Source organism: Paenibacillus forsythiae T98 (assembly GCF_000520735.1).
GTDB classification, from domain to species: domain Bacteria; phylum Bacillota; class Bacilli; order Paenibacillales; family Paenibacillaceae; genus Paenibacillus_AQ; species Paenibacillus_AQ forsythiae.
Window position 1 is genome coordinate 1 of sequence record NZ_ASSC01000773.1, and the last position, 2,712, is coordinate 2,712.

The 2,712-nt window shown below is 47.1% G+C and carries 4 protein-coding genes; 3 read left to right on the top strand and 1 reads right to left on the bottom strand.

Annotated elements, in window-relative coordinates; all coding sequences use genetic code 11:
* On the bottom strand, positions 1-368 hold a 368-nt coding region (locus L692_RS0123500; protein ID WP_025702395.1), incomplete at its 3' end, for a divergent polysaccharide deacetylase family protein.
* 182 nt (positions 369-550) lie between these two features.
* On the opposite strand from L692_RS0123500, the gene L692_RS0123505 reads away from it, so the two are divergent.
* The 3 genes from L692_RS0123505 to L692_RS0123515 all read left to right on the top strand — a co-directional run.
* Positions 551-862 carry an ArsR/SmtB family transcription factor gene (locus tag L692_RS0123505; RefSeq protein ID WP_025702396.1) on the top strand — a complete coding sequence of 104 codons (312 nt, stop codon included), beginning with the start codon at positions 551-553 and terminating at the stop codon, positions 860-862.
* 90 nt (positions 863-952) lie between these two features.
* Positions 953-2,113, top strand: coding sequence for an MFS transporter (locus tag L692_RS0123510; protein WP_025702397.1), 1,161 nt, complete (start codon positions 953-955; stop codon positions 2,111-2,113).
* 111 nt (positions 2,114-2,224) lie between these two features.
* On the top strand, positions 2,225-2,712 hold a 488-nt coding region (locus L692_RS0123515), incomplete at its 3' end, for a serine hydrolase domain-containing protein (protein ID WP_025702398.1).

Here is a 2,712-nt window from a genome sequence, read left to right on the forward strand (position 1 = left end):
GGCAGGTGCACCAGAACGTCAAAGCCCCGTTCATGGGCCCGGCGGGCATCCGCCTCCGAGGTGGACAGAAACGGCATTACCGCGACGGTGAGCTTGATCGGCAGCGCGAACATCTCCTCCGTCCCCCGCAGACCGTTTCCGAAGTCATCGATGATAACGGCGATACGAGGACGGTTGACGTGCTGCGGGCCTGCTTCTGCCATCTCGTCTATCCCGGCTGCAGGCGTCCGTTCAGAAAGCTTCGGAGTATTGTTCGATGCCGCCGCATTTCCGTGACCGCCCCCAATCGCAATGCCTATCGCCATTGCCAGCAGAGCAGCAGCTTTTGTACCGGCTGCATATGGATGGCGCCAATGATTCCTGTTCATAAGTTCATCTCCCTTGCCAACATGGGTATATGCTTTCATTGTTTGATGGCGAAGGGAAATTTATGTGGTGAAGCGGGAGTCAACAATTGACAGCTTATGATGAGGAAAAATCATGGTCAACTATTCAGATTGTTTCGTTAATACATCTTGCAATATCTAGATAAGTAGATATAATAAGCAACATGGATACTAAATTGATATTTAAGGCGCTTTCCAACGAGACCCGGGTGCAAATTTTAGATTGGCTGAAGAGTCCGGATGTACATTTTGGTCCTCAAATCTCCTTGCCACACGATGCAGACTTCAAAGGAGGGATATGTGTTGGAAGCATTCAAGAGAAGACAGGACTTGCGCAATCCGTGATCTCCAGCTATTTAATGCTAATGAAAAATGCAGGGCTTCTGGAATCCAGACGTTTTGGTCAGTGGACTTATTACCGCAGGAATGAAGAAAACATCGGTAAATTTACCGACTATATTAATAACCATTTATAGGCAGCCCCGTTGGAATTTCGGGCTGTCTGCTTATTAGTATTATATCTATATTTATAGATATACATATATTAAGATTAAGGGCGGGATGGTATGAAACGCAACTATTCGTTATTTTTCATTACAGTTGGGGTATTCGGCATCATTTATACGGAGCTTGGAGTCGTCGGAGCTTTACCAATGGTCATGAATAAGTACCATGTATCTGCTGTATCTGCCGGAATGCTTGTCAGTTCATTTGCGTTCATTATTGCTATTTCTGGTCCTTGGATGACATTACTCCTATCCAGACCGAATCAAAAAAGAGTGTTGATGGGGATCATGGCATTATTTGCGGGTTCTAATCTTGTTTCCTCTTTTGCGCCCAGCTTTGAGATTCTTTTGTTGTTCCGTATACTCCCCGCTTTCTTCCACCCGGTTTATTTTTCGATTGCTTTTGCAGTGGCCGGGGCATTATCTCCAAAAGAAGAAGCAGCTAAAGCAAGTGCAAAAGTATTTCTAGGAGTCAGCATAGGCATGGTTCTGGGAATTCCGCTTAACTCTTATATCGCGAATCAACTATCACTAAGTACTTCTTTTTTATTCTCTGCGATTGTAAACGGGATTGCTTGTATTGGGATTGGCATTATGGTTCCCTCCCCATCTGCAAAAATTAACCGTCTTTCTTTCGGCAACCAGCTCGGTATCTTGCGAAAACCCTCGCTATTGCTGAATATGGCTACAAACTGCTTTATCTTCTCCTCCATGTTCTCCGTGTACAGTTACTTCTCCGAATACTTGACGCAAAGATTCGATATGAACGGTGCACTTATCAGCCTGATGCTTGTAGTTTTTGGAATCAGCGGTGTTCTGGGCAATTGGTATGCGGGAAAGCTGCTCGCTTTTCAAATGGAAAAAACGGTGTTCTTCTATCCTGTAGCGTTAGGCTTCTGCTACCTGCTTCTTTATTTTGTATCAAGCTCCGTTGTTCTCGTCATTGCCGCTATTCTTCTCTGGGGAGCAGTTCATACCAGCGGACTGATAGTCAGTCAAATCTGGCTGACATCTGAAGCGCAAGAGGCGCCTGAATTTGCAAACAGTTTATATGTCTCTTTTTCGAATTTGGGAGTTACATTGGGAACAGCTGTGGGAGGGTGGTTTATTTCCGGTTTGGGTATAAACGAAATCATTGGGAGCGGTTTGCTTTTTGCTGCTTTGGCACTTGCATGCATCTCTGTTAAGATTGTATGGTTCCGGGAACACAATCATCTCTGAAATCTTTTGGTGATCACGACTGTCGGCGCATATCCGATTTTGCATATTGTATTGATCTGGATGCTGGTCCATAATATTCTGTATCCTTGACATTTGGGAGGGGGACAAACTTTGAGTAAATACGAAATGAATCCGGCGGGAACAGAAGCATTGCAAGCCCGGGTTGATGAAGTTATTGATCGTACGCTTTCCAAGCAGCGGCTGGTCGGGACTGTGGTTAAAATAGCTTTGGACGGGAAGCTTGGTTATAGCCGCGCCGCCGGGCTTGCAGACCGTGAAAGCAAGGTGTCCATGCGAGAGGATTCCTTATTCCGGCTTGCCTCGGTAACGAAGGTTGTCGTCTCGGCCGCCGCCTTGGTTCTCGTCTCCCGGGGAAGACTTGATCTTGATACGCCTATTGACAAGTGGCTTCCCTACTTCAAACCGCTATTGCCGGACGGCTCTCCGGCTATCATCACTCTGCGCCAGCTGATGAGCCATACGGCCGGCCTTAATTATGGCTTCCTGGAGCCGGAGGACGGGCCTTACCACCGGGCCGGCGTCTCCGATGGAATGGACCTTTCGGGCTTGTCGCTGGAAGAAAATTTGCGGCGGGGGGG